The 24,470-nt window shown below is 41.7% G+C and carries 21 protein-coding genes; 6 read left to right on the top strand and 15 right to left on the bottom strand.

Features of this window, described 5'->3' with window-relative positions; translation table 11 throughout:
* Nucleotides 1–96: 96 nt before the first annotated feature.
* Both AB669_RS05640 and AB669_RS05635 read right to left on the bottom strand, forming a co-directional pair.
* A complete protein-coding gene (locus AB669_RS05640; protein ID WP_156166689.1) occupies nucleotides 97–717 on the bottom strand; it encodes a Crp/Fnr family transcriptional regulator in 621 nt (206 codons plus the stop codon).
* Nucleotides 718–898: 181 nt separating this feature from the next.
* Complete coding sequence (locus tag AB669_RS05635) at nucleotides 899–2,095, bottom strand: AraC family transcriptional regulator (protein ID WP_197082361.1); 1,197 nt, start codon at nucleotides 2,093–2,095, stop codon at nucleotides 899–901.
* 205 nt (nucleotides 2,096–2,300) lie between these two features.
* Here AB669_RS05635 and AB669_RS05630 point away from each other — a divergent pair, with 205 nt between their 5' ends.
* The 6 genes from AB669_RS05630 to AB669_RS05605 all read left to right on the top strand — a co-directional run bounded on the left by AB669_RS05630 (nucleotide 2,301) and on the right by AB669_RS05605 (nucleotide 11,595).
* Nucleotides 2,301–2,879: an RNA polymerase sigma factor gene (locus AB669_RS05630; protein WP_047798314.1), complete on the top strand. Its 579-nt coding sequence runs from the start codon at nucleotides 2,301–2,303 to the stop codon at nucleotides 2,877–2,879.
* 113 nt (nucleotides 2,880–2,992) lie between these two features.
* Complete coding sequence (locus AB669_RS05625) at nucleotides 2,993–3,970, top strand: FecR family protein (RefSeq protein WP_156166688.1); 978 nt, start codon at nucleotides 2,993–2,995, stop codon at nucleotides 3,968–3,970.
* A gap of 235 nt (nucleotides 3,971–4,205) precedes the next feature.
* Entirely contained in the window at nucleotides 4,206–7,436 is a 3,231-nt protein-coding gene (locus AB669_RS05620) for a TonB-dependent receptor (RefSeq protein WP_047798312.1), read from the top strand.
* A 17-nt stretch (nucleotides 7,437–7,453) separates the two neighbouring features.
* A complete protein-coding gene (locus tag AB669_RS05615) occupies nucleotides 7,454–8,902 on the top strand; it encodes a RagB/SusD family nutrient uptake outer membrane protein (protein ID WP_047798311.1) in 1,449 nt (482 codons plus the stop codon).
* 11 nt (nucleotides 8,903–8,913) lie between these two features.
* Nucleotides 8,914–10,830, top strand: coding sequence for a TlpA disulfide reductase family protein (locus AB669_RS05610; RefSeq protein WP_047798310.1), 1,917 nt, complete (start codon nucleotides 8,914–8,916; stop codon nucleotides 10,828–10,830).
* Between the two features lie 117 nt (nucleotides 10,831–10,947).
* Entirely contained in the window at nucleotides 10,948–11,595 is a 648-nt protein-coding gene (locus AB669_RS05605; RefSeq protein ID WP_047798309.1) for a trans-aconitate 2-methyltransferase, read from the top strand.
* Between the two features lie 3 nt (nucleotides 11,596–11,598).
* On the opposite strand, the gene AB669_RS05600 is transcribed toward AB669_RS05605, so the two are convergent.
* The 13 genes from AB669_RS05600 to AB669_RS05540 are packed head-to-tail and all read right to left on the bottom strand — an operon-like array spanning nucleotide 11,599 to nucleotide 24,446.
* Nucleotides 11,599–12,339 (bottom strand): polysaccharide deacetylase family protein, encoded by a 741-nt coding sequence (locus AB669_RS05600; RefSeq protein WP_047798308.1) that lies wholly within the window; start codon nucleotides 12,337–12,339, stop codon nucleotides 11,599–11,601.
* Nucleotides 12,336–12,887: a WcaF family extracellular polysaccharide biosynthesis acetyltransferase gene (locus AB669_RS05595; RefSeq protein ID WP_047798307.1), complete on the bottom strand. Its 552-nt coding sequence runs from the start codon at nucleotides 12,885–12,887 to the stop codon at nucleotides 12,336–12,338. Before AB669_RS05595 ends, AB669_RS05600 begins: the two co-directional genes overlap by 4 nt.
* A gap of 10 nt (nucleotides 12,888–12,897) precedes the next feature.
* The gene (gene xrtY, locus AB669_RS21450; protein WP_053058279.1) at nucleotides 12,898–13,515 is read right to left on the bottom strand and encodes an exosortase Y; all 618 of its coding nucleotides are present in this window, start codon (nucleotides 13,513–13,515) and stop codon (nucleotides 12,898–12,900) included.
* A 56-nt stretch (nucleotides 13,516–13,571) separates the two neighbouring features.
* A complete protein-coding gene (locus tag AB669_RS05585) occupies nucleotides 13,572–14,423 on the bottom strand; it encodes a glycosyltransferase family 2 protein (protein WP_047798306.1) in 852 nt (283 codons plus the stop codon).
* Nucleotides 14,423–15,652 carry an XrtY-associated glycosyltransferase XYAG1 gene (locus tag AB669_RS05580; protein ID WP_047798305.1) on the bottom strand — a complete coding sequence of 410 codons (1,230 nt, stop codon included), beginning with the start codon at nucleotides 15,650–15,652 and terminating at the stop codon, nucleotides 14,423–14,425. Before AB669_RS05580 ends, AB669_RS05585 begins: the two co-directional genes overlap by 1 nt.
* A gap of 14 nt (nucleotides 15,653–15,666) precedes the next feature.
* A complete protein-coding gene (locus tag AB669_RS05575; protein ID WP_047798304.1) occupies nucleotides 15,667–17,022 on the bottom strand; it encodes an exosortase Y-associated Wzy-like protein in 1,356 nt (451 codons plus the stop codon).
* A gap of 28 nt (nucleotides 17,023–17,050) precedes the next feature.
* A complete protein-coding gene (locus AB669_RS05570; protein ID WP_047798303.1) occupies nucleotides 17,051–18,220 on the bottom strand; it encodes a glycosyltransferase family 4 protein in 1,170 nt (389 codons plus the stop codon).
* On the bottom strand, nucleotides 18,217–19,050 hold the full coding sequence (locus AB669_RS05565; protein ID WP_047798302.1) for an FkbM family methyltransferase: 834 nt from the start codon (nucleotides 19,048–19,050) through the stop codon (nucleotides 18,217–18,219). The genes AB669_RS05570 and AB669_RS05565 overlap by 4 nt, the downstream gene beginning before the upstream one ends.
* The gene (locus AB669_RS05560) at nucleotides 19,028–20,332 is read right to left on the bottom strand and encodes a glycosyltransferase (protein WP_047798301.1); all 1,305 of its coding nucleotides are present in this window, start codon (nucleotides 20,330–20,332) and stop codon (nucleotides 19,028–19,030) included. The genes AB669_RS05565 and AB669_RS05560 overlap by 23 nt, the downstream gene beginning before the upstream one ends.
* Complete coding sequence (locus AB669_RS05555) at nucleotides 20,329–21,540, bottom strand: hypothetical protein (protein ID WP_047798300.1); 1,212 nt, start codon at nucleotides 21,538–21,540, stop codon at nucleotides 20,329–20,331. Before AB669_RS05555 ends, AB669_RS05560 begins: the two co-directional genes overlap by 4 nt.
* Entirely contained in the window at nucleotides 21,537–22,556 is a 1,020-nt protein-coding gene (locus AB669_RS05550) for a glycosyltransferase (protein WP_047798299.1), read from the bottom strand. The genes AB669_RS05555 and AB669_RS05550 overlap by 4 nt, the downstream gene beginning before the upstream one ends.
* On the bottom strand, nucleotides 22,553–23,533 hold the full coding sequence (locus tag AB669_RS05545; protein WP_047798298.1) for a glycosyltransferase: 981 nt from the start codon (nucleotides 23,531–23,533) through the stop codon (nucleotides 22,553–22,555). The genes AB669_RS05550 and AB669_RS05545 overlap by 4 nt, the downstream gene beginning before the upstream one ends.
* Nucleotides 23,526–24,446: an acyltransferase gene (locus AB669_RS05540; RefSeq protein ID WP_255352142.1), complete on the bottom strand. Its 921-nt coding sequence runs from the start codon at nucleotides 24,444–24,446 to the stop codon at nucleotides 23,526–23,528. Before AB669_RS05540 ends, AB669_RS05545 begins: the two co-directional genes overlap by 8 nt.
* Between the last annotated feature and the right edge of the window lie 24 nt (nucleotides 24,447–24,470).

Here is a 24,470-nt window from a genome sequence, read left to right as displayed (position 1 = left end):
AGGTATTAATCCAGTCCAATATCCCCAACCCGGCAGCAAACCCTTTACCAGGCCGTCCTCAGTCTCACATCCCTGTCTAATATCTCACATCTAAACTTAGGCTATCCTTAGTGCCCCGTCCACAACTTCCCTGTTCCTGATTCTGCTCAGTGTTTCCAGCCTCATGCCCAGGTAACTCGCCAAATAACGCTGCGGTATCCTGCAAATGTCAAAGTTCATACTTTCCAGTTTCAGGTACCGGCCTAAAGCTGTCGGTATTCTGGCTAACATCGAGCGTTCCGAAGCCAGGTAGTATTGCCTCTTTAACAGCTTTCTGGCAATAATAGTTGCCTCGGGGAAACTGGCAAACAATCCGTCGATAATGCTGTAAGGAATTCTGATCAGTTCGCAATCCTCCAGCGCCTGCAGGTACTCCATCGAATGGATAGAATGCTGTTCAGGATGGCGCATGGCCTCCACAATCTCACCTTCAAAACCGAACCAGGTGCTAATGTCTTTTTTTCCGTCTCTGATAAAACCGCGAACCAGGCCATTCAGTAAAAAGTACATGGCATTGTTCGAATCGATTGGCGAAAGGATGAATTTGTTTTTACGTACCGTAACCAGCTGGCAGTTCAATTCATAGCACTCCATAAACTGGGGTGATAGCGGATGAAGCTTTTCCAGATAGTTGAAAAATGGCTTCATAAAATGGCGATCTTCAGAAACTGTAAACATTTGTTAGCTTTTGGGATGATAAGATTTGGGTGACGATTGGTGTTGTCCCAAAAGTATCAGCTATTCCCAAAAGATGTCGGCGTAAAGGCCTCCGGTGTGTCTAACGATTCAATCGTTGGAGTTAAAAGGTTTACAAACCGCGTCCAGAACGCCTAAATCTATGCTACGTGTATATTTCCTGTTAAGCTAAACGCTCCCGGCTCTCCGTTTCCTGCGCAAAGAAAACCTTAGGCATCACACCCTTTTCTTTCTTAAAAGCATTGTAAAACGTAGCCTGACTTTTAAAACCAGCTTCCTGTGCGATCGCTTCTATGGTCATTTTATCTGCCAGTATCGGGTGTTGAGAAAGGAAATGATCAATCCTGTAGCCATTAATCCAGTCGCGGAAATTCTTACCAATGTGGTTATTGATTACATGCGAACATTGATGTACAGGGATAATTACACGGGTAGCCACATCAATGATCTGTAGCTCGGCGTTAAGGTAAAGGCACTCGCCTTCCATCTCATTTTTAATGAGTTCAATATACTGCTCCACTTGCGCAGCAGAAAGGTTAATCTTCTTACTCGCAATAGTAACGAGCTTCCTGATCTCCGGTACATCGTTCATTTGCATATCAACATCCCGGGGCTCAGTGTCAATGTCCGATCTGTCCTGCCATTCCTCTTTTTTCAGGTCGATGGCTACCAGTAAAAAACCGTAAAAAATGCGGGGTTTATGCAAAGCATAAGCAAGCACCAGCATCAGGCCAATACAATTTATGGCCACGAAGGTGATATTATCAACAGGCGCGCCAAAATATCTGAGTAAACGACGAAGCAAACCCAGCAGCTGGAAAAACGTAGCCACATTTAGTAAAAACAAAGCCCAGCCACGTGTTGCTGCGTCAATGGTGGTTTGCCATAAAATCTTCGATCTAACCACCGCTAACCAGGTCAGGCACAAATACATAATCGTAAGCGCCGGCCTCAACACCGAGTGGAGATAAGATGGGAACAGTCCACTCTTCGCATTCAAACTATAATACGCATCCAGCTGAAGTTCACTTGCAATCAGGTTCCAGTTTAAGGTTTCCAGCCCCGGCCAGGGGATCACATGTAACAGCCCGATTATCGCAGGGATAAAATGGAGGAAATCTGTTTTCCTGAACCCCTTGCGCTCATAAACAAAGCCCGTAATGTATAAATAGAAACAAGCAGGCGCAACGAGATAAAAAGGGGTAAAGAACTGAAAGAACAACGATAAGGGGAATGAACGTCCGCTGGCAATAAAAAGTGAGTTAAGCACCTGCCCGAAACGTGCAAAAAGTAAAACAGACAGCAAAATATTCTGCCTTCTGTTCCCATTCTTCGCAAAAAACAAGTGAAGTGAAATCAAAAGCAGAAAAAAACACGTGGTGCCAGCAAGGAAATTGACGAACTGCATATTGTGCCTCCAAGATAAGGCTTTAATGTTAATTAAAGATCACTAATCGGATATTTATAACATTATTCACTACGCAGTTCTTAAATAAATTGTCTTATTTTTAAGGCCGTAATAGAAACGCTATGATTTTAATTTAAATCTACTAATTTTGTAGAGTATGCGTGTGGTGAATATTTCAGAGGAGGCTTTACTATCCGGTTTAAAACTCGGAGAGGAAACTGCATTTGCTAAAATCTATGCACTGCATGTTAAAAGCATCTATGCTTTCGTATTAAAAATCCTCAAATCGCCATCAATCAGTGAAGATGTAGTACAGGAAGTGTTCATCAAACTCTGGGAAAATGCTGCTAGGATTGATACCAGCACCTCTATTAAACCCTATGTTTTTACAATTGCGCGCAATCTTTCACTTAACATCATTCGCAATGCCGGCAGAGAACAGTGGATCAGTGATGAAATTGCCGCACATGCATTTGATTCTGCCGAAGATGGACTTGCCTTTACCCAGCACAGGCAAACCCGCCAGTTTTTAGACCACGCCATCGCGCAACTTCCGCCAAAACGAAGGGAGATTTATGAATTGTGCCATGGTGATGGATACACCTATAAACAGGCAGCACAAAAACTCGGCATTAAAGACAGCACCATCAATAGCCAGATGGTCAAGGCAATCCGGTCCATCAAAGCATACCTTATTAAAAACGGTGCGCTGCTCCTCCTTTTCACCCTAAAATAACTTTCTGAAAAAAAATACAACTATTTTTTCATCCGGAGTACATGTACCACCGTCTTTATGTGTTATGCTAATAAATACCAGACAAATTGGAACAGTCTATCAAGCAAATTTTCGTGAAGTACATACAAAATGAGGCTTCTCAAAGCGAAATTGAGCAGGTACTGTCGTTGATGCAAAGCGATAAATACGCCACTGAATGGGAGGCCGCTATGGTCGAGTTTCAATCCGGTTTCGAAACCAGGGGAGAAGAGCTAGGACTACCCAATCAGGATCAGCTTTATCAAAACATCAAACAGCGTACAGTCAATAAACCCCGCCGCTCCCCGCAATGGCAATGGATCGGATACGCTGCAGCAATACTTGTTGTTTGCGCCACCGCCTGGTGGACAGTTCAACCACATGAAGCATCCAATCAAATAGTTAAACAAGCAATAGCGCAGTCAGGTCCCGAAAAACCCAGCGGCCGCAAATGGGTAAAACTACCCGATGGCACCTCAGTACAGCTTAATGTAAACAGTCACCTCGATTACCCGGATACTTTTGAAGGGAAGCAAAACCGCGAGGTAACACTGGTAGGAGAGGCTTTTTTCGATGTCGCTCACGATAGTAAACACCCCTTTATCATTCACACCGGAAAAATAAAAACTACTGTATTGGGTACCGCTTTCAATATATCTGCCTATGATAACGAAAAGTCGGTTACGGTAACAGTAACGCGTGGAAAAGTAATGGTTCAGCGTGCTCAACAAACGCTGGCCATACTTACTCCCGATCAGCAGATCAGCTGGCATGCAAGCGAAAAAACACAGTCAAAAATTAACATCAATGCGGAGGAAGCCATCGCCTGGAAAGCACAGGATCTCATCATGGATGATATCTCACTGGCGAAGGCCGCCGATATGATTGCCGGGCGCTTTAAAGTAAAAGTCGTATTTAAAACCGATCAGGTAAAAGATTGCCGCTTTACAGCTGCATTTTTAAACCGTAATGATCTCAGTCAGGTAACTGAGGTATTGTCTTCCATCACAGGTGCAAGCTTCGAGCTTAAAGGCAATCAATTGTTCATCGATGGCCCGGGCTGTACCAATTAAGTAAAATCAACTCAACCCTATAAACCAAACCACTAATGAATCACAAAATCTTCCCAACCTAAAAACCACAACCTTAGAAAAAAGTAAACCCCGGCTGCCACCAGGGCTTACAACAGTTTTCAATCATCTTATCGAACAATCTAAAACCATTGCAATGTATTATAATTATACACCTTTTGCAAGTCTATGTCCGTGGGCTTGTCGCTTTACCATTATCCAAAAACTGGGATTTTTTATGAAAGTAAATGCAATCTTGTTAGTGATTTCGCTTTTTACCATCAACAGCTTATTTGCAACCCATACTGCTGCCCAAAACCTGCAGGAAATTCACCTCTCTGCCGGCTTCCAGGGCGGAAGCTTAAAACAGGCCTTTAACCGAATCGAACAGCAAACCGAGTTTCGCTTTGCCTATAGAAATGAGATCCTTGCTGGCATCAGTGCGCCCGCACTATCCGCAAAAGACCGTACGGTAAAAGAACTGCTCGATGTATTGCTGGAGAATACCGGCTTGTCGTACAAAGCCATTAACAACAGCATCATCATCACTCGCAAAAACGTTAAAACCGTTCAGCTTGCGGCCGAACCCATCAGCGGTATCGTGAAAGATGAAAAAGGCATTTCCATGCCGGGGGTATCCATCAAAGTAAAAGGCAAAAGTATCCAGGCCATTACCGATAGCAAAGGAAATTTCAATATCCAGGCATCCATTAACGATGTACTGGTATTCAGTTACATTGGGTATGAAAATACCGAAGTCAGCATCAGCTCGACCCAAAACATCATCATCAGCCTCAAGCCAGCTGTTGGTACGCTTGATGCTGTCGTCGTAATTGGTTACGGTACCACTACCAAAAGAAATAACACCGGTTCGGTAACCACCATCGGTGCCGCACAAATCGGCAACCAGCCCGTAGGCGATCCCCTGGCAGCGCTTCAGGGCCGTGTAGCCGGTTTGGATATCTCCTCCGTTACCGGATACCCGGGTTCAGGATATAACGTACGCCTTCGCGGACAAAATTCCATCACCGCAGGCAACAACCCGCTGTATATTGTAGATGGGGTGCCTTTCATTTCCGAAAGCCTTAGCCAGTTTACCGGTGCCAATGGCAATCAAAGTCCTTTAAGCAGCATCAACCCCGCCGATATCGAGCAAATCGATATCCTGAAAGATGCTGATGCAACCGCGATTTATGGCTCGCGAGGTGCCAATGGTGTCATCCTCATCACCACTAAAAAAGGCAAATCCGGCAAAGGCGAATTTAATGCCAATGTATTTACCGGATTATCTTCACTCAATAAACGCGTAGATATGCTCAGCACCGCCGACTACCTCGCCATGCGCCGCGAAGCCTATGCCAAAGATGCCGTAACCCCAACCGAAACACAGGCACCAGATTTATTGCTGTGGGATCAAACCCTTGATCAAAACTGGCAGGATAAACTCATTGGCGAGTCGGCCAACCTCAGCGAAGTTCAACTCGGCTTTCGCGGTGGAACCGAACAAACCAATTACCTGCTCAGCGGAACCTTCAGAAATGAAAAAATAATTCTGCCTAAAGACCTCGGCTACAAAAGAGGTGCACTCAACTTTTCACTCAACCACATTTCTTTAGATAAAAAATTCAGGTTTACCAGCTCCGTTAAATACACCGTCGATCAGAACAATACCCTACCCAGCGATGTCACCAGTTTTTTCAATCTGGCCCCCAATTATCCCGTATACGATGCGCAGGGCAATTACTACTGGTTTGGTAACGAGCAAAACCCTATGGCTTACTTCGAACGCACCAGTAACCACAACACTACCAATATCTTTGGTAATACTTCACTTAGTTACGATATCCTTAAAGGCTTAAATGCTAAGGTCACTGCCGGCTTCAACCGCATGAACATGGATCAAACCCAAACCTTTCCCAAGCTGGGCTTCAATCCATTAACTTACAGCGGCAGCTCGGCCAACTATGGTGATGGAAAGTTGAACTCCTACATCGTTGAACCACAATTAAACTACAATGTAAAACTGGCCAAAGGAAACCTCTCGGCATTGGTAGGAGGTACCTGGCAGCACAGCGTGCGCGAAACTGAATCGCTGCAGGGCAGTGGTTATGTAAGCGATTTACAGCTCGAAAACATGAAGGCCGCCACCACATTAACACCACGTACCTACGCTTATACCAAATACCGCTACACATCTGTTTTCGGCCGGCTAACCTATAATTGGGATGAAAAATACATCGTAAACGGAACATTCCGTCGCGATGGCTCCTCTAAATTCGGGCCCAATAATCGCTTCGGTAACTTTGGCGCCGTGGGTGCAGCCTGGTTGTTCAGCAACGAAAGCTTCATTAAAGATAACCTGAAGTTCCTTAGCTTCGGTAAGTTAAGGGGAAGTTTCGGTACCACCGGTAACGATCAGATTGGCGATTACCAGTTTCTGGATAGCTGGAGCCCGGTAAGTTATCCTTATGGTGGCCTTCCAGGGATATCCCCCAGCCGATTCCCTAACCCCAACTACAGCTGGGAGAAAAATAAAAAAATCGAAGCCGGTATTGATCTGGGTTTCTTTAATGAGCGATTGCTTCTTACTGCAAACCTCTACCGTAACCGTTCCGATAACCAGCTTATCGGCAGTACGCTGTCCTCGCAATCGGGCTTCACTCAGTACGTAGCCAACCTCCCGGCACTGGTAGAGAACAAAGGCCTCGAGCTCGAACTTAGCTCAGTCAACATCCGAAACAAAAACTTTACGTGGAATACCTCTTTAAACATCACCTTCGCTAAAAACAAACTGCTCGAATATCCCAACCTTAAAACTTCTGGCGATGCCTATAAATATTTCATCGGCCAGCCATTATCAATCGTCATGGGCTTCGATTACCTGGGCGTAAACACGCAAACCGGTGTGCCTGAGTTCAGGGATGTCAATGGCGACAAAGCCATCACCGATCCGGGCGATCTGGTTATTCTGGGCAATACCATGCCTCAGTTTTATGGTGGTTTACAAAACAGCTTTACTTACAAAAATTTCAGTCTCGATTTCTTTGTCCAGTTTGTAAAACAAGAAGGGCCGGGCTTGAACTATGGTTACCTGAGCTATTCAAATGGCTATCCTTTCCGCAATAAAGATCTTAGCGCGCTTGAAAGGTGGACCACACCAGGCGTACCGGCAAATATCCCGGGGGCAAGTACCACAGCAGGTAAGCCCATTTATACCGCTTACCAGAATAATTACCGTTTATCCAGTGCAAACTGGGGCGATGCTTCATTCATCAGGCTTAAAAATGTATCCCTTAAATACAACTTTGCCGAGCTGCTAAAAAGCTGGAAATTCAGCAACATCTCATTATATCTGCAGGCGCAAAATCTGTTTACCATCACTGGTTACAAGGGTTTCGATCCTGAAACAAAAGGATACGCTTTGCCGCCTTTAAGTGTCTACACCGCTGGTTTACAGGTTTCATTTTAATCCCTAACTCTATTCCAATGAAAATTATTTATTATATATTAACCGTAGCAGTATTAAGCTCAGCAGTATCCTGCAAAAAATATGTAGATATCGAAGATCCTAAAGATCAGCTGGTCACCTCCAGCGTTTTCACAACCGATGCCACAGCCACCGCGGCCATGGTGGGTATTTATAGCGATATGAATGCCTTCAACTATCAGTTTGCCAACGTGCTTACCAGTTTTACCTGTGCCATGGCGGCTGATGAGTTTGTGTACGGATCCACACTGGCCAACTTTGATGAGTTTAAAAACAATGCCCTTACACCGGGCAATACCTACGTGGGCTTAATGTGGTCTACACCTTATAACTTCATTTACCGCGCCAATGCCGTAATCGAAGGGGTAACTGCCTCTACTACCTTAACGCCTGCCATTAAAAACCAGCTGCTGGGCGAGGCCAAATTCGTACGCGCCTTCTGCCACTTTTATCTCGTCAACTTTTTTGGCGATGTGCCCCTGATTTTAAATACCGATGTGCTCACCAATACCAGCAAAGCCCGCACACCAAAAGCCGAAGTATATGCATCCGTAATTCAGGATTTAAAAGATGCCAAACAATTACTGGTACTTGCTTATCCGGGCAATGCCGAACGCATCAGGCCTAATAAAACTGCCGCCACGCTTTTGCTATCCCGTGCTTATCTTTATACGGGTAATAATGCTTTAGCCGAAACGGAGGCCACTGAAGTCATTGCCACCACGTCACAATATTCGCTGTTGAACAATACCGATCCCAACAATGCGGCACACATCAGTAAAGTGTTTCTGAAAAACAGTAACGAGGCCATCTGGCAACTACAGGTAGTTAATACCCTAAACGGAAGAAACACCTGGGAAGGCAACACCATAATATCTACCGGTGTTCCTTTATACCGCTTAACTAAGGGCGCCCTTGGTCTGGAAAATAATTTTGAGGCGGGCGACAGGCGCTATACCAACTGGGTAGGTCAATATTCAAGTGCGGCCGTTCCACCAGTGCAGCACACCTTTCCATTTAAATATAAAGTTCGTTTAGGTACAGCGGGTGCCGCGGCAACTGAATATTCGATGGTGCTCCGATTTGCCGAAGCTTACCTTATCCGTGCTGAAGCGCGTGCACAATCAAACAGGTTGGGTGATGCTAAAGACGATTTGAATATCATCCGCAACCGGGCCGGCCTCGCACCTTTAACCACCGCGGCAAGCCAGGCCATCGCCATGGCACAGGTGGAGCAGGAGCGAAGGGTAGAGCTGTTTTCTGAATGGGGCCATCGTTGGTTCGACCTCAAAAGGTGGAAGAGCACATCAGGCGATGCGGCTAAAACCCGTGCTGATGATGTACTCAGCCTCACGAAAACCGGCTGGAAATCAACCGCAATCTGGTTCCCTATTCCTGTCGAAGCCATGCGCACCAACCCGAATATGGTTCAAAATCCAGGCTATTAAAATCTTACCCTATGAAAAACATCACCATAGTGCTGCTCCTGTTTGTGTCTGCAATACTGCAGGCACAGGCTCAGGCAGTCATCACCACACCCGAAAAAATACAGCGGGGCGATTCCGTTACCATTACCTATAACCCCGCAGCACCCGGTGCCAGTATCCCGGCCGATGCGCCATCGGTAACCATTGTATTTACCTATTCCACCTTTTACGATCTGCCCTGGAAAATGCCGATGATCAAAAAGGGTAACCTGTGGACAGCGAGTTTCAAAGCCGGGCGCTTTGCTACCTTCGCCACCTTCTACCTGCAAAGTGGTGAAATGCTGCAAAAACCAGCTGCCGATAAGCACTATACACTGCCAGTATATCAGGGCAATCAACGGATAAAAAATAGCCTTCTTCACGAATCCTACAGCCTCTCCACTCAAATGCCGAAAGCTCCCGATTTGCAGCAGCATAAGCTCGATCTGATCAATCAGGAGCTAACCAACAATCCCGATAATTATGAGGCAAAGGTGGCGCAAATGGTGGTGAAAATGGCTTTAGCTAAAAGCCCTGCCGAAAAACTGCAATACCGCGAGCTGGCCCGTAAAATCATTGCTGCCCGCCTCGAAGAAAACCCAACCCTTCCAGGCAACATGAATCAGGTAACCATGGGCTACCTCATGATCGGTGAAAAAACCCGCCTCGATTCGGTACGGAAAGTGGTCATGGAACGCTATCCCAGTGCCGATTTGTCTAAAGACCTGAGGGCGTCTATCATTTCCCGGGAGGAGAAAAATACCACGGTCAAAATTGCCAAACTCGAAGCCATGCTCAAAAAAGGCGATCAGCCCGGCGAAGAAGGTTCCGAAAGTATCCACAAAATGCTTTTTGATTTATACGCTGCCAATGGCGATTCGGTAAAAGCCCTGGCGCATGCTTCAAAACTATATGCCAAAATTAATCCCTACACACCCGAAACCTATAAAAGTATAGTCGTTAAGTTAACCGAAAGCAAAATTGCACCGGTAGCGGCCATTTCTTATGCCAATAAAGCACTGGCCATCGCTAACCAGTGGCCAGTGGGCATTATCCGGTATTTTCCAGAGTTCGGCTACATTCCATCTTACGTGCCAGATAGCACGCGCAGGCAGGCCGTGGCAGATGCGACAGCCGCACTGCTTTCCATCAAAGCGCTTAACTACCTCCGCTTAAAAAATACCGATTCAGCCAAAGTGCTTACCACTCGCACACTTCAGCAACCGGCCAATCGCGAAGCCACCATCAACGCCGCGCAGGTACTCAGTCAGCTAGGGGAACATGAGCAGGCTTTTAATGCGCTCTGGAAACTGCTCATCAAAAACCCGACAGACTCACTCATCCTCGCAAAGGCTAAAACCAGCTTCCTTAGTTACAATAAATCTGAAGAAAGTTTCCGCGCAAAAGTACAAGAACTCGAAGTGCTCGAAATTCAGCAGCTCACCGCGAAAACAAAAACCCTGATGATGAACAAACCCGGTCCCGAATTATCCGGCCTTACCGATTTGCAGGGCAATCCCGTTGCAGCCGCTATGATGAAGGGAAAAGTGGTCATTCTCGATTTCTGGGCCACCTGGTGCGTACCCTGCATGCAGGAAATGCCTTACTTTCATAAAGTATTTGAAAAATACCAGAATAATCCTAACGTCATGTTTATGGTGGTCAACAGCGGCGCCAACAATACCATTAACGATGCCCGCAATTGGGTAAAGCAAAACCCACAATACAAATTCCCAGTATACTTCAACAACGATAAAAACATTGGCGAAAAAGTGGGCTTCACACTTATCCCCACTATCGCCGTCATCGATCAGGAGGGCAAAATGCAATTCCGTACCATTGGCTTCGAAGGCGAAATCCTGCAGAAGAAACTGGATGTAGAAATCGCTATCCTGCTGGATAAGAAATAGGTTAGATTACGCTCGTTTAATCAGGTGCGGGAAGATTTTCTGCACCTTTTTTTGTGAACTCTTATTTCAAAAGGCTATCTTTCTCTCGTCGTTATTGGTAGCCCTTTTCCCGTTTTTATGAAGTTGCTTTTAGATAGAATTAAAAATAAAGTCCGTCGTCAATCTTATAATCTGTTCTTATCCCACCTGGGATTTGGAAACCGCGTATCCCGAAGCATATGGGAGCAGCAATTTGCTAATGGATCCTGGAATTACCTGTATGGAAAAGACGAGGAAGCGCATTATCAGCACATCGTTGAATGCGTAAAACAGAAAAAAGGAAGTATTCTGGATGTAGGCTGCGGTCAGGGGGTACTGTACAGTTACTTAAGCAACAATCAGCAGGGCGCTGATTATCTCGGAATTGACATATCCGGTAAGGCAATCGAAATGGCGAAGAAAACTTTTCCTGGCGCCACTTTTCGTCAGCTGGATTTTGACTATTCCAGGTTAGAAGGGCAGTTCGATGTTATTATTTTCAATGAGACCCTATATTATTTTAACCAGCCTCTAAAAACGATAGAGAAGTGTATTGAACACAACCTCTCGAAAAACGGAAGGTTAATTATTTCGATGTGCGATTTTAAAGGCCACGATGTCATCTGGCAAAAGCTAAGGAGCAAGTACAGGTTTAATTCTTTTAAAGAAATTATCAATGAGAAGGGGCAAATATGGAAAGTAGGGGTTATTAGCACAAGACCAAATGTAGCTTCCCTTCCAAAGTAAAAATCATTTAACCATCTTCAACACTTTATCAATCAGCGAGCGGTAAATCGCATAGCGGTTCGATAATTTGAAAGTAATTGACTTTTTGGAATCTGCGGCGTGGATGCCGATCCGGCGTAAGGCATAGCGGTTGGAGAAAGCCTGGTAAATAGAAGTGCCGTAGTGGTAACCAGCATCCTGAAGCAATTGTCTATAATTCTCAGGAACCTCTCCATAAGGATAGCAAAAGGAAACAACTGGTTTAGCTATAATATTTTCAAGGATGTTTTTAGAGGTGTGGAGTTCGTTGATGAACTGGGTTTCTGTAATTTTGTGTCCATATAGATGCTCATGACCGTGACTACCTACTTCCATTCCTTTTTCAGAAAGGTAGCGCAGTTGCGAAGCATCCATCAGATCGATTTTAGGGGCATTGGCACTCGTAACATCCCATTCGTTGTACCCGCCAATTTGAGCAGTCGGAATAAAAAACACAGCCTTCATGCCTTTCTGTATCAACAACGGTACGGCGAAATCGAATAATTTCGCTGCGCCGTCATCAAAGGTCAGGATCACTTTTTTGTTTAGCTGGTTCAGTTTCCAGCGCTGCTGCACAATTTCTTCGAAGGTGGTGGTTTCCAGTCCGAGTTGCTGTATGCAATCCAGCAATACATTAAACTGTTTTGTGCTAATTGTCCAGCCTTCGGTTCCTGTTGCCGGAGCATCATCCACATGATGCAGCATAATGATGGGAACCTTGATCAACTGATATTCCTGTCTTTTACTTTAACAGCAGGATGACCCTGGTAAATGCCATAAGCATCCAGATTGGTTGTCGCAGTACTGCCCATCGTTAATACCGAATGACTGTATAAGGTAAGCCCCGGACAAACCTTTGCAGCTGCCCCAACCCAAACACCGTCTTCGAGTACAATGGGTTTAGTGATGAGGTCGAAAGAAGTTTTACTGTAGTTGTGGTTTCCCGTCATCAAAATGGCCTGTTGCGATATACAGCAATTTGTGCCTATACTTACCCAATCTAAATTCTCAATATAACAATCGGCAAGCCAGCAGTAATCGCCCACGCTCAATTTCCAGGGGTATTTAATGTGTATTCCGGGTTTAATCCGAACATCTTTACCAATGCGGGCACCAAATAAGCGTAATAAAAATACTAGTATTGAACTCACCGGAATGATGCCACTCCTGAAAAAAAACACATCGGTAAAATACCATAAAAACTGCTTCAGTCCCGATGCACCAATCTGGTAACTGCCGGTATTAAAATTCTTCTGTAGTTGTGTTTTTTGCAAAGTGATGATGTTAACCGATAGGGGAGTTGTTATCGTTTTCAGCTTTTGGAATGGGGAGTCTTGTGTTCTTCCTGATCCAGAAATACAGCATTGCAAAAATACAGATGTATACAATTACATTGAAGATCTCATGGTGATAGGTGAAGTTTTGTCGCTGAGACTGAAAGAAACCGAGCAATACACCCAGTCCCGCTATGCGGCAGACATTTAAAATGTAAATACTCACCAGGCCAATCACCATCATTTTCCAGGTCGATTTCCATGAAGCAGGAAAAGCCAGTACAAAGGCTGCCAGAAAGCTCATTACACCTAAACCCAGGCAAGAATAGTTTACGCGCAGGTAAGGACCCGCAACCACCATCACATCCGAGTCGTTATAAATGGCATAGAAGCCAAACGCTTTAATAATCCAAACCGCTGGAATAATCAGGCCCGATTTTAGTCCCTGAATGTAATTGAAATGTTCCGCAATGCTGGCGTTATAAAATCTACCAGTCGGTGTCATTACACTATTCATAAATATATTGCCCTGACTAAACAGGATATAAAGTACAAACAATGCAATCACAAATTTAATTGCTTTCTTATCAGCTTGTTTCTTCGCGGCTTTCAGTTGTATTTCGTCCATCTTGTTTGTTCGGCTAAAATTCAGTTAAAGATAAAAATTATATCCTGAGATTTAATTTATTGTCGTTTTTGGAGCGCTTTGATTTTCTGATCTACCAGTTTTCTAAACCATAAACCCTGCAGGTAGTGGAAACGTCTTGCTGTTTTATCGTCCATTATACCCATTTGGAAAAACATCCTGAAACCATAGTACATATAAGGCCTGATGCCCAGCGGTAGCTTCCACCAAAGTCGTTTCAACCAGGCTTTGCGTTCATCAGGATTGCCAAACAGGGTAGGTTTGAGTGCCTGCTTCCTGAGGTTTTGCATGCGTTCAATTTCCTCCTGTGCAATCAGGTCGCTGTAACGTTCATGTTTTTGATACCAGAAATCAATTTCATTTTCTTTAAGGTTCTCTTCCAGGATATGTCCCCTCTTCCATACCACTGTTTTACCAGGAACGATAAAGCGATGATCCATATTTTCATTAAGGTCAGAATAACCAATACCTGTACGGAACATTTTCAGAAGATAGATGGGGTAGTAGCCGCCGTAACGGATCCAGGAGCCCTGAAAGAAATTCTTACGGTTGAAATAGATGCCGTTCACCTCCCGATGTTTTTCATCATCAAAAGTTTCCAGCAGCTCAAACAGTTCCGGCGTTACTACCTGATCGGCATCAAGCCCGATGGTCCAGGGTGTTTGAATATCAAAATGCTTCAATGCAAAATCCCATTGCTTTGGATGGTTCTCAAAGGGGTTGATTTTTACTTCTGCTCCATAACCCGCAGCTATTTCCAATGTTTTATCGGTACTTCCACTATCCAGGATGAATATGGGCGCTTCCAAATTTTTTATTGATTCAAGCAGCCGGGGTAAATGAATCTCCTCGTTATAGGTTAGAATAATAAAGCTAAACGGCCTGCTCATCACACCAGTTTTTTATAAAGAGCGAGATACCTATTCGCCAACACAGTGTCGTCAAAATCGTGTCTAATCAATCCAGGCGCAGTCTGTCTGATCTGGTGCCTTTTTTCCTGCTGAGCAATGGCTTTTATAAGTTCATCTTTAATCCGGTCTGCCTTCAATTCGCAAATCCATCCCAGCTCGTTCTTCATCACATAATCTGATAATCCAACCTGATCCGAAATCAAAACAGGGGTACCCACGCTCAGGCTCTCTACCACTACATTCGCAAAGTTCTCATTGTATGAGGTCAATACCAACAGGTCATGCTGCGCCATTAGCCTGTACTTATCATCATTGTTTACCTGACCGATCCAGTTGACCCGTGTATTAAGTTTCAGGCTCTCTGCTTTATCCTTAAGGTGCTTTACATATTCATCATTACCCCAGCCGGCGATGGTGAGCTGCCAGTTTATCTCCAGTTTTGCTAAAGCATCAAATAATAGTTCCAAACCCTTTTTCTCTTCTATGCGCGACAGGAAAATGAGCTTAAAAGCCGCCTCCACGTCTTGATAATCTGGCACTCCTTGTTGATACTTGCTGCCTGATTCCTGATACTCAAAACTTACTAAATTCGGAATGACTGTGATACTTTTCGGAGATACAATCCTCTGTATATCTTCTTTTTCCTGCTCACTGGTGGCGTGGATGTGGCAATACTTTAACAGCCTTTTTCCGATAAGCGTATGTAGCAGTTTCTTTGAAAGGGAATTGCGGTTATGCTGGCTATAGGTCGTAAGCATGCCTCTTGGCGAAAGTACAACAGGCACTTTGTACCATTTAGCAATAAAGCAACTTAATACAGAAACCAGGTTCCACCAGGCATGGATATGTATAATTGGCTTATCATTCTGTTTGTGATGAACGATCTCATTTCTTAAGTGTGATAATAAGTCTGGTGAGAAATGACTGTGGTCTTTGGTCCACCTTGTGAAGTAAGTTATGCGAACACCATCAACCAAAGTTGGTTGTCGGGTTTGTACATTTAGTTCTTTTCTACCGTTTGCCGTAGTGGTGAATACTTCAATATTTAATTTATCCTCTTTCCCCAGGTTCTTCAACTCTTCGCCAGGATTTTCTGAACTGATGATGGTGAACCTATTTAGGGCTTCGCACAACTTCCCAGCGCTTTGAATAGGGCCACCGTAGATGTAGGCTGGTTTGTAAGATGCTGTGACGTGAAGGATTTTCAATGTTTCACAATTAGCTATATTGGAATGATAATACTTCGCGCTTTGAAAAAGTTAAATATCAGAAATACGCTCACAAAAGACCAAAATACCGTATTAAACATAAATTCGAAGCAGTTACCCCTTAAAAGAATTTGGAATAAGCCGGTAAAAATTACTACTGTTCCCAAGAAATATCCACCAAATAATTCTTCCGATTTGAGCGCAATATATTGAGCGATGAAACCATAAAAGAATAAACCAGCTAGGACGCCTAAATGCCCAAATGATAAGTAGCAGTCTACAATATATGCAGGTTTAGCAGAAACGACTGCATCGCGGCTGATAATTCCAGCATTGTATGGCCTGTTCATTACCATCGACTCAGTATCGGGCTTCCCAGGCCAAAATGCCCTGGGAACGATGGAGAATATAGCCTGTTTAACTATATTTAGGTTATAATACGGTACTTTCGATGGAGTTGTTGAAGTATAGTTTACAAACATTCCTATCTCTGAGATCCGGTCAGTCAAGAATGCCCAATTATTGTTGTGCAATTCCTCTTGAAGATTTTCATTATCCACAATCGAGTTTAATGCCTGGTCCCTTGCTTCAATAGCACTAACACCTGATGAGGCTACACCTCTGTATTTTCCGATAAAGGTTGGCAAAAGTAGAAATAAGGCAACGATAGCCAAACCGAAAACAGGTATCAGCTTTTTGCCATATACAGGAAGTAAAATAAGCCCGAATAATACCACACTTAAAATTACAGGCTCTTTGAACCCTGATATCAGCGTATTGGCGAATGTCATTCCAAACAAAATCCCTGTTGCAATAATCATGTTTCTCCTTTTTTCATTTATTGCAAAGGCAAAAGCCACCGTACCAGTTAAAATACTCAGGTTACCCATTTGTACCCCCAATTGAATAACGGCATCAATATTAACCAGAAAACGATTTAAAGGCAGGGTAACCAATGAAATGACAAATAACAGAATACTCATTGATTTGGCGTTCGCAATATATTTTTTTTCTACAGGGTACCGCATAGCGCTTAGCAAGCCATGCAAAAAAGCCGCGTGCCCCAAAACATACAAGCGCTGGCACTTGGCAATTTCGTTAAATAGCGAGTCTGTCGCGTATGAGTTTCCCAGGTAGGTACTGTATTCATAACCTAAGGCATTCAGAAAATAAAAAATAGAAGTACAGGCCATGTACCCTGCAAATATTACATGCAAAATAAATACAGGCCTGAATAGCTGCTCAATGACAGGCCGGTCATTTGGTAAAGGCTTTATCTTGCCTGCATAACAAATATAGAATAGATAAAACGAACCCAGCCAGGCTAGTATATAAGATACTTTAGGCAAATCTGCTAACAGGAGTGCCATAATGAATGGGAAATATAAAATCAGGTATTTACTTCCGTTGTTTTGCAATTTTTGTTTCTTTAATAATTTTTTCTACCTGTTTTTGAAAAGTCCATTCTTTTATAATTTCCCCCGAACGGTTACCCATTAAAATTAACCTTTTTTTGTCTTCTGTTAAAACATTCAAAATTGTAGTCAAACTTTTTTGATTACCAACTTCAAATATGTAACCATTTATCTGGTTTTTTACAAGATCGGCAGCACAGCCGGCTTTGTCAGATACGAGTATAGCTTTTTTGGCCGCCATGGCTTCATTTACGGCCAAACCCCAGGTTTCACCTGGTCCCTGCGAAGGTAAACAAAAGAGATCACATGCCTGATAAACGACAGGCATTTGTGTTTGGTTCTGAAAATCCATAAAGTGTATATTTTTTAATTTACTACTCATAACTTTGGACTTCAAACTTTTTTCCAGTTCTCCGTTACCTACGAAAAGCAAGTGGACATTTGAACGATTCAGTTCAATGAATGAATGAAGCAAGTGCTCCGGATCCTTTTTCGACTCAAATTTGCCTGCAAAAAGAATCAGTGTTTCCTCATCCTTTATGTTCAGTTTTTGTCTTAAAACTAAAGCCTCTTCTTTTCTTAAGCTTGCATATCTTTCGTTATCAACAGTATGAGGGACAAAAACCAGCTGATCTTCTTTCAAACCTGAAAATTCAAAATACGCACGGTTTTTCTGTCCAACATACAATGCTTTATCTACAAAAGAATAAAGCCATGTTAAAAACAATTTTCTTAATATAGTTTTAAAAGTACTCTGTTTATCGAGCAAGGTACTATCGCCCCTAAACCAAACTGGTACTTTTTTATGAAAGTGCCGCATCACCTTTAAATGACTGCTATAAGCCCAGCCATAAACAAGAACAGCATCGGGTAAAAATTCAGTTAGTTTATCAATCAAATCCCGATTTTGTATTCCTTTGAAATGATGACTTCCTTTTTCCTTCGCTATATTTTCAATAAATTCATATTCATATCCCTCAAGTAGCGGAATATCCCAGTTGATCGTGGTGCCGAATCCCTTATCAACCAAATTACTTTCGCCCAGTGTGTAAAAAACTTTGAGCAAAATTTCTGTTTCTGTAAGTAGTTTAAAAAGGGGGGCATAATACTGTATAGGGTGGCTGATGACTATAGCTAATCTGAATTTTTTCATAAAGGATACGCTATAATTTCAGCACTTGAGAGCGCTTCATCATATTCTAATGCCCTGGTATTCCCATATCCATCAATGCATTCAAAGCGATAGTTAAATGACTGCAAAAATAAAAAAAGAGCATCAGGAGCTTGTGCAGCTTTAAGCTGGTAGGCACGGTCATATTCAAAAATGATAACGGGCCTGCTATGCGCTACAGTTAAAGATAAGCCTTTAAGGGCTTCCAGTTCATAGCCTTCAACATCAATTTTAATAAAATTAACTGTATTGATTTTAAGGTCATTTAATAAATCATCACCCTTAATACAGCTAACGCCGGTATTTTTTACACCCTGTTCCAGCAAACTGAAGGCTCCCGGGTTTTTGGCTTCAGGATCGATATGAATTTGAATCTCTTTGGTTTCGTTAGCCAGTGCTTTTTGTACATTGATAATGTTATCAAAACCATTTAGGCCGATATTTTTTTGCAAGGCCACAAAGTTTTGATTGATCGGCTCAACAGCGATTACTTTACCCGTTGGGCCTGTTAATGTTGAAAAATAAAGGCTGTGGAAGCCAATATTTGCTCCTACATCTAAAACAACATCACCAGGGCGAATTAAGCGTTTAAAGTGTTTTTTCACCCAAGGCTCATAATCGCCCATGTAATAAATGCTTGCTTCAATGAAATTATAGGTGTCTACATTGACTCTAAAATCCTTCTTTAGCGTCAGCACGGTTTGCTTCACCCCGCCTAATTTTCCACGGTCAAATAACCAGGCAAAAATTCTGAACTGTCCTTTAAACCCTTGCCGCCTTAGAATATATCTATATAGATTTTTTAATATCATTCGCAATTACCAGGTTAAAAATCTCGCATTGTTTTTTTGTAGTCGCCTTTGCCCTAAATTCTTCAAAAGCTTCCCAGTCCGTTTCTGGTTTGTTCAAGCTATTATTAACAACAGCATCCAGAAAACATGAAATGGTAGCCATCGCTTTCTTGAAGTTTAAAATGTCTGCAACATAGCCGGCTTTACATTCAATTAGTGTTTGGGCAGCACTACTTTGCATATTAAAGACCGATAAAATTGGTTTTTCGGTCATAATGTAGGGATAAATTTTAGAGGCCGTGTAAGCGGGCTTCTCGTGTCCAGGTATAAATAAAGCATCGGCGCATTGCAAGTTGTAAATGCTTTCATAAAAAGAAATCCTGTCGGTTTGTTCTGTTACATATTCGCCAACGCCGAGTTTTTCTGCTACACTAAATAAGGTTTTTTCCCCACTGCCTAATGGTGCATAACTTGTACCTATGAAATGGAACCTAATGCTTTTGTAAGTATCAGGATTTGCTTTCAAACCTTTTTTAAAGGCCTTAAACAATATCATCACTGCTTTTTGCATATCAAATCCACCTCTTCCTACATATACTATATTTTTATATGAAGGATCTGGATCAAAAGCTAATTTTAACTCTGCTCGATGTGATTTAGCAATTTCCATATCCTTTTTAAAGCCTCCGAATGTTATCGTAGATGCAGGTATATCCGCTAAATGCGGATATCGTAAAATTAAATCCTCTGTATAAGCATCTGATACTGAAATCAACCCATCAACCTTTTCCATTGCAATCGGTTCGAGGTATTTATCCAGGTAATAAGAAAACCAGTATTTTTTAGGCCTTTTGTGCTTTGGTTTATCTTCATAGTAATTGGTAAACCAAGGATCCTGCATGTCGATAATGTATGGAACACCAAATTTTTTTTTCCAGTATGCGCCTAAAATGCAAACAGGAAACTGTGTAGTCGAAAAGTATATCAGATCGAATTTTTCCCTTTTTAATAAACGGTTTACATATTGCTTATAAAACCACATTGACCTCAATGCAATACTTCCCAAACCAAATTTTTTAGTCAGGCCCTTAGGCAGGGCATTTACATGGTGTATTTTAATATCTTCAGGTACCGATTCACTTAATAAATAATCGAAAACGGCATCAGTAAACTGCTCTTTTACCGCTACAACCTCAACCTCCCACTCAAAATCTTTAAAAAAAGGCAGGCTCATACGTATGCGCTGCATATCTGCGGCATTGGATGGGGCAAAGTAAGGGGAAATAATGAGCGCTTTTTTCAAGATGATAATGTTTGATGGATAACTTCAAGGAATTTTTTACTTTCGATTTCCCAGTTAAAGGTGTTTTGACCTGATAAATATGCCTGCCTCCGATGTTCAAACAACAAGTTTCTGTTTTCGTGATACAAATCCAGTAATAACGATAGCTGTTGAACATCACCCTGTGCAAAAGTAAAACCAATTTGATCATGCTGGGTTAGCAGGTCAACCTGTGCAGTGGTATTGGTAGCAATGGTTGCTAATCCGGTCTGAATATAGGTAAATATTTTATTAGTGAGACAAATATCCCTGTTAAGGGGTACTCCGGTTTCTGTAGCTAAACCAATATCGAAAGTTGCTGCAATTGAAAATAAATCCTGCTGCGGAACAGGAGCGAGGAAATGTAAGGTATCGGAAGAACTTAGCATATTCATTAATTTTTGGCGATATATATCATCAACTTCACCCAAAAGGTAAAGGTTGAATTCGTACCCTGATAAATTAATCGCCTTGATTATCTCTTCTATTCCCCGATGGGGTCCTACTGTTTGTGAAAACCAAAATAATTTAAGTTTCTGTTCTTCTGTGGCCTTAACTGGGCTGGTAAATGGTTCGAATACGTTTAGTATTGAAACTGCATTCTTATTAAAAATTTGCTGATAAGCAGATGCGATTAATGGACTCGCGGCAGTTAAATAATTTGTTTGTGGAATATATTTTTCTTCCAGATATATATTGCGTTTAACATCAATATTAGTTTCGTCATCTGATGTTTCAAACCTGTGGAAATCTTCAGCATCAAAACCTACCCTTGCCCGATTATGCTTTGAAGCAAAAACAGCGGCAGGTAATGCACCAAGGTTATGAGCGATATATAAATCTGCCTTTATATTTCTGGCCACTAATGCCAGTAGCCAGCTACAGCGTGCAACAGAAAGTTCAGCAAGACCAAATCTTAAACCAATAAATCTACTGATAAACCTGTGCCATTTATAAAGTAATCTGGTTATAAAATAAGAAAGGCGTTTTTCGGCAGGATTTCCTCCAACAAGTATGGAAGACCATTTTTTATTTTTCAATAGTTCCTGATCAGGCCCGATGGCCCAGTTGCTCCAGTGCTGATATAAAACCGTGACGTCATATCCTTCCTTCACCAGTGCATCAGCCTCTTTTACCAAACGTGGGTTTAAGGTTGGCTGACCTGTAGATATTAAAACAATTCTTTTCAACTGACCAGCAACAGGTATTTTTTTGCGATTACATCCACATTATATTTAGACTTTGCCAAGTACCGGCAACCTGACCTGTCAATGGTATGTATGTTTAACAGGGCTTCAATCATTTCATGTTCGTTTGAAACAATATATCCGTTTTCGCCATTTACAATAATTTCGGGAACAGAACCTCTGTTAAATGCTATAACAGGTGTTCCGCAAGCCATGGCTTCTACCATTACCATTCCAAAGGGCTCATCCCATTCTATAGGAAACAACAAAGCTTTGCACTGCCCCAGATACTTGTTTTTCTGCTCATCGTTAAGTGCACCCAGGTAAATGATATCTGAATTATTGAAATGCGGTTCTATTTCTTGTTTAAAATAGGCATAATTATCTGCAGTGTTGGGGAGATTACCGCCAATTAAAAGGCGGTGACCTGTTTTTTTAGCTACACTGATAGCCGTATGTAAGCCTTTAATTTTATCTAATCTTCCCAGAAACATCAGTGGAGCATCTTCTTCAATCGTTTGGTTGAGTTTATAATCGCTGAAGTCTATTGCATTATAAACTGTTTCCCATTTTCCGGCAACATTGCCGGTAGACACACAGTAATTGCTGCAGGCAGTGAAATATAAATTTTGATTCGGCAGCTTATTAATTAACCTGATTCCTTTGGCAGAGACCGGCCTTCCATATGTCATTATTTTTTTTGCTGCTGAGTTTAATACAGGAAGCAGGTATAGTAAACGGCCGAAATTGTGAATTACATCATAGTCTTTTACATGGTTAATCAGGAAATTCCAGGCCATAAACAGCTCTTTGCTTTTTTGAATTTTTGAACGGTTAAGATCGTTTACCCCAAAACTGAAAGTTTTACCCTTAATATTAGAGTCAGGACCGGCTAACAGACTTACTTCATGCCCAAGCTGATTATAGGCATCGGCAAACATAGACACCAGCCTTTCGTGTCCGCCGTATAATTTTGGAGGGACGGGAATCCCGGGATCCATAATCAGGAGAATTCTCATCCGTAAACTTCCTCCAGTATTTCAAGCATTCTTTTTCCGCTTTTTTCGAGACTAAGGTTTATGATTACAAAATCCCTTGGCTCATAAATTTTACGTTCGACGTTTTCAATAAATAAAAGAAATACATTATAGAAATCAGCAATATTCTTAAACGTCAATCCACAGCTTTCGTCAAAAAAAGGTACAGAGGTAGCTGGAATTACGGGGTTTCCCCATTTAAACCGGTTAGGATCTAAACAAAATCCCTGATCCCAGGCCAATACAGGTACATTCATCGACATGGCTTCGCAGCAGGCAAAACCCTGACTTTCATGTTCGCAGAGAAAAATCATCATTTTGCTGCGGTTTAATAAATTAAAATATTCATCCTCATTGTAAAATCCGTATTTTATCATTTGATAATTCAGACCTTTGGTTTCTATTGATTTTATAATAGGCTTAAGCAAGGTTTCATCCAAAATTTCCTGATTCCATCTGATCTTATAATAGATTAAAACATCAATTTCTTTCTCAATTTTAAGGGGTTTCCATTTGTCTGTTTCTATTCCGGCAAACCAGTTGTCGCAAATGGTTTGGCCAAAATATGGTTTGTAAACCTGAGTTGCCCAATCTGAGTGCTGAAGGTATTTTACAACGGGAAAATCGGTACATAAGGTAGGCCACTCACTTGGGTGGGTCATAAGGCCAATACCGGCGATAATTTTATTGCCCCTATCGTATTTTTTTAAAACGTGTTTTCCACTTCCTAAAACAATCACCTTATCATCTGGTTTCAGTTGTTTAAAATCCTTATTAACTTTGTAAGGGATGCCTGACAGGGTAAATGATTTGCATAAATTAATAAATACCTTTTCTACACCTCCGGTTTTTTTTCCTTTAATTAAGTTTCGTAAAATCGGAATGATGAGTCCGTCACCCTTGATATACCGGTCATTTTCAGGCTCTTGTTTATAGTAAATACAAATATCTTTAGCCATTTTTAATTGATATGCGTTTAGAAAACTTTAATGCAGGTCGCTCAATTGCAGCGTAAAATAAGTTAGCTATAAGTGTACATAATATAACCAGTATGAGTATTAGAAGGTAAATGTTTAATTGAAAGTGTTTAAGGTAATCTGCCAGATAAAATCCTGCCAGTGGATGTGTTAAGTAAAGTGAGTAAGAAATACGGCCAAAATAATCAGTAATGATATTGCGAAATGAAAGATGTAATATCGCTAACGCACTAAAATAACCTATACAACCTGTTAAAATTGATATTGAGCAAGATAAAAAAAAACATAAACCAAACAGTAAGATATGTCCATAAAGTATGGAGATTCTTTTTTTATAAATAAGCAATGTTAATATTCCGAAACCAAAATAGTGTGCACTATGAAGAATAAAGCCATAGTTATTTTTAAGTTGGATAAAATATCCTGTCATTGAAATCAGGAGGATAAAAAATACAATTACTTTGATGTTTTTATTGATAATCAGTCCTATAGTCAATCCAATAATCAGATAAAACTGGAATTCAATTCCAAGTGTCCAAAACACACCATTATACCATTTATAGCTATCTGAGAAGGGAACAAGATAAAATATATTATAAAGGATTCTTACGATATTGAATTCATGGGTTATTAGAATCGTGATCATTATAATAGCTAAAACCGGCGGATCTATTCTAAGCGATCTCCGGGCCAGATATCTGAAGAAATTCCTGATAGTATAATTACTGTTCCATAAAGAATACGGAATTATAAATCCAGATACAACAAAGAATATTGCAACTCCTTGTTGTCCGTAAGTAAGCAGCTTAGAAACAGGATAAGCATTTAAACCAATAAAATAATGTAAGTGTACAATACAAACAGCCATGCTCGCAATTGCCCTTAGTACATTTATTATCGGAACGTATTTTTGTTTGTT

The organism is Pedobacter sp. BMA (genome assembly GCF_001027745.1).
Lineage (GTDB): Bacteria > Bacteroidota > Bacteroidia > Sphingobacteriales > Sphingobacteriaceae > Pedobacter.
This window is presented reverse-complemented; position numbering and strand designations above follow the sequence as displayed.